We start from the raw sequence: 3119 nt of genomic DNA, 5'->3' as shown, positions 1-3119 counted from the left end.
AAACTTGCCCAACTAACTGAGCAAGTCCATTCTCAAATCTAAAAGGGATGCGTCCCAAATTAGGGGGGGCGTAAAGTGCGTCGCACTTAGCTCTCAGCCTTTCCGCTTTACTAGCCACCTGGGGATATTATACCGATGACTGGCCCTATCTGGTACTCAGTTCTAGCTTTGCCATGGGAGCAGCTGTATCCATGTGGGTAAGGGGTATAACCATGCCTTCCTCTAATTCCCGTATGGTGCAGGTAATGGCTATCCTGTTGATCATCTACAGCTTTTATGCTTTTTCTCACCTTGTCGATGACATTTTGACTTAAATGTACACTGCTAAATACTCTGGCGATACCCAATCGACTAACCAAATGCCATTATCCGAACAATAGAAGCTGTAACCGGCTTTGTGCATAGCTGCGGCATCAATGGCAAAAACCACAGGGCGACCATGCCTTGCTCCCACTTTTCTGGCAGTTGCTATATCCGTCGATAAATGGACATGGTGTCGCGACATTTTACACAAACCTTGGCGCAGAATTGACTCAACTGCCCGGTGACCGGTACCGTGATAAAGGAAATCTGGTGGAACCAGAACTTCTAGTTGCAAATCGACTTTGACCGTATGGCCTTGATTGGCACGAATTCGGGTACCTGTGGAGTCGAAAGAAAAGCGCTTCTTGTCATTTTTGGCAACTACTTCATTTAAATCAGCACGGCTGATCCGAAAAGAATGCTTTTTACAAGCTGCCAGTAGTTCCTCAACACCAACCCAGCCACCAGGAGCGAGTGTGATTCCAATTCTCTGAGGCTGGTGCCGAAGATGTTTACTTAAATATTTACTAATTTTTATTAACCGAGACGGATTCATATTTATATAGCCGTTTGCGACAATGTTTACGTACATATTTAGCTTTTTTTAGGGAACAGGGAACAGGGAATAGGGAATAGGTAAGAGCTAAGAGGGGTGCATCTCGCTTTTGAAATTAGACAAAAATTATAATAAAATTCCCAGACTTCCAACTTTTACCCTTCTTATTGACAAATATGAGATTCACCCTCCAAATTCCCGATTCCCGATTCCCGATTCCCGATTCCCGATTCCCGATTCCCGATTCCCGATTCCCGATTCCCGATTCCCGATTCCCGATTCCCGACTTCTGGAACAAGTCTAGTCGAGATCATCCTGTAGTTCTTAATTGGGAAAGTAACCTTGAGAAGATCCAACCAATATTCCAAGCATCATCTCCTCCCCGGTGGTGAGTACCTTCCAGCGGTAGATTGAGCAAATCCAAAGCTTGTGCCATACCAACTTCATGGGGCAAAGCATAACTAATGGCAAACAAGGTCTTGATGTTGATATGTCTAGTGCCGAAGGGATATCTCAAAAAGCGAGATGTACACTGTTTCTGAAATTGATTTCGATCATAATCCCCATAGCTTGCCCACACTCGCCGAGCAGATAAATACTTATCCTGTAGAATTGAACACGCTTCAACAAACGAAATTCCCTGGTCAACTTGCTCCTGGGTTAATGTAGTTAGTTTGGTACAAAATTCACTGACCCTTGAGCGTTCTGGTTTTACCAAAATACTATCTTTTTCCAGGGGCTTCCCAGAAACAACATCCAATACACAAATCCCAATTTCAATGATTTCATTTTCTTGTCCTGGGGGTGGCTTACCTTGCCAACAGGTTGCTTCAACATCCACAACAAGAATTTGGTCGAGTTTTTTGGACATATTAGCCTCCGGCTAGTTGATGTTTGTTTATGGTTGGCAGGTTGTTGAAGGTTGATGTTTGTTGAAGGTTGATGTTTGTTGAAGGTTGATGTTTGTTGAAGGTTGATGTTTGTTGAAGGTTGATGTTTGTTGAAGGTTGAAGGTTGGCAGGTTGAAGGTTGGCAGCTTGAAGGTTGGCAGGTTGAAGGTTGGCAGGTTGAAGGTTGGCAGCTTGAAGGTTGTTCACCCTTGGGGTCCCTTGTAGTCTCTTTACTGCTGGTAAGAGGGAGGTATTTGAAGAGACTGACTAGGGTTTAAGCCTGCACTGATTGCCGAAATGCTTCCCCCCTACAAGGTTTTCAAGACGCTTTTAGCTCAGTAATATATTTGTATTCATTATAATACAAATAGGGCAAGCACGTCTACTCAACACTCTCCAACTCCAGATTCAGTAGGTAAGCATATGCGCTACGCGCACGCTACGCGAACAGCCGTCAGCCGTTGGCCAATGACTGATAGCTGATAGCTGATAGCTGATAGCTGATAGCTGATAGCTGATAGCTGATAGCTGATAGCTGACCACTGACCACTGACCACTGACGCACTCAAGACTCACTACTATTAACCAGTCTCTGGATCGGCTTGATTGATCCGACAATAATAATTAATGCGGAAAGGGCAACAATAGGCACAACTGGCAGAAAACCGAAGGTAAGACTTTTGGGAATAATCCCTAACTGAAAGCCAATCACTGCGGCTTCACCCACAAGAATCGATACAATACAGGTTAGAGGATGAATAGTTTTGCTATACAATACTGCAATTACCGTGGGAAACAGTACTGCTAATCCGGTAAAGGCTTGGGTTGCGATCGCAGTAATGGTATCTGGGGGATTTTTGGCGATAATTAAACCAATAATTGCCAATAAAACAATCAGTAGTCTACCAACAAAGGTTTGTTCTTTTAGGGAAGCGGTTTTACGGAAATAAGCAAAATAAATATCTCTGGTTAGCATGGAACTGAGAGCCAAAAGCTGGGAGTCTAAGGTTGACATCAAAGCAGCTAATGCTCCGACCATCACTAAAGAGGCTAGCCAGATTGGTGTATGTTCTGCTAGCATCATCGGAAACACTTGATCAGATGCTTTTGCTGTCAGGTCAGAAAAGGAAATATGTCCCCACATTCCGATTAGTACCGGACAAATAAACATGATAGCGCTTACTAGGGGATAAATCACTACCGAAACTTTTAGGGAATTGCTATTTTTTGAGGTATAAAATCTCATGAACATCTGGGGAAACATAGGAACACTAAGCATCCAGAGAATCATGAAGCTAAACCACTTACGATAGGTAAAAAAATTATCTATACCCTGTCGAGAAAACAATTCAGGTTTAAGGGTGTAGACA

At 43.4% G+C, this 3119-nt stretch carries 6 protein-coding genes; 1 reads left to right on the top strand and 5 read right to left on the bottom strand.

Features of this window, described 5'->3' with window-relative positions; translation table 11 throughout:
- Nucleotides 1–310: 310 nt before the first annotated feature.
- Nucleotides 311–859, bottom strand: coding sequence for an RNA 2'-phosphotransferase (locus F6K49_RS38560; RefSeq protein WP_293105719.1), 549 nt, complete (start codon nucleotides 857–859; stop codon nucleotides 311–313).
- Between the two features lie 176 nt (nucleotides 860–1035).
- Here F6K49_RS38560 and F6K49_RS38555 point away from each other — a divergent pair, with 176 nt between their 5' ends.
- On the top strand, nucleotides 1036–1251 hold the full coding sequence (locus tag F6K49_RS38555) for a hypothetical protein (protein WP_293105717.1): 216 nt from the start codon (nucleotides 1036–1038) through the stop codon (nucleotides 1249–1251).
- On the opposite strand, the gene F6K49_RS38550 is transcribed toward F6K49_RS38555, so the two are convergent.
- From F6K49_RS38550 to F6K49_RS38535, 4 genes are all read right to left on the bottom strand, one after another.
- Nucleotides 1170–1730, bottom strand: coding sequence for a 3'-5' exonuclease (locus F6K49_RS38550; RefSeq protein ID WP_293105715.1), 561 nt, complete (start codon nucleotides 1728–1730; stop codon nucleotides 1170–1172). The genes F6K49_RS38555 and F6K49_RS38550 overlap by 82 nt on opposite strands.
- Before the next feature lies 1 nt (nucleotide 1731).
- The gene (locus tag F6K49_RS38545; RefSeq protein ID WP_293105713.1) at nucleotides 1732–1956 is read right to left on the bottom strand and encodes a hypothetical protein; all 225 of its coding nucleotides are present in this window, start codon (nucleotides 1954–1956) and stop codon (nucleotides 1732–1734) included.
- A 221-nt stretch (nucleotides 1957–2177) separates the two neighbouring features.
- Nucleotides 2178–2318 (bottom strand): hypothetical protein, encoded by a 141-nt coding sequence (locus tag F6K49_RS38540; RefSeq protein ID WP_293105711.1) that lies wholly within the window; start codon nucleotides 2316–2318, stop codon nucleotides 2178–2180.
- The coding region (locus F6K49_RS38535; RefSeq protein WP_293105682.1) for a sodium:solute symporter family protein at nucleotides 2315–3119 on the bottom strand (805 nt) is incomplete at its 5' end. The genes F6K49_RS38535 and F6K49_RS38540, both read right to left, overlap by 4 nt.

The sequence above is a fragment of the Moorena sp. SIO3I6 genome, from assembly GCF_010672095.1.
Note: the sequence above shows the minus strand (reverse complement) of the source record. Positions and strands in the feature narration are given on the sequence as shown.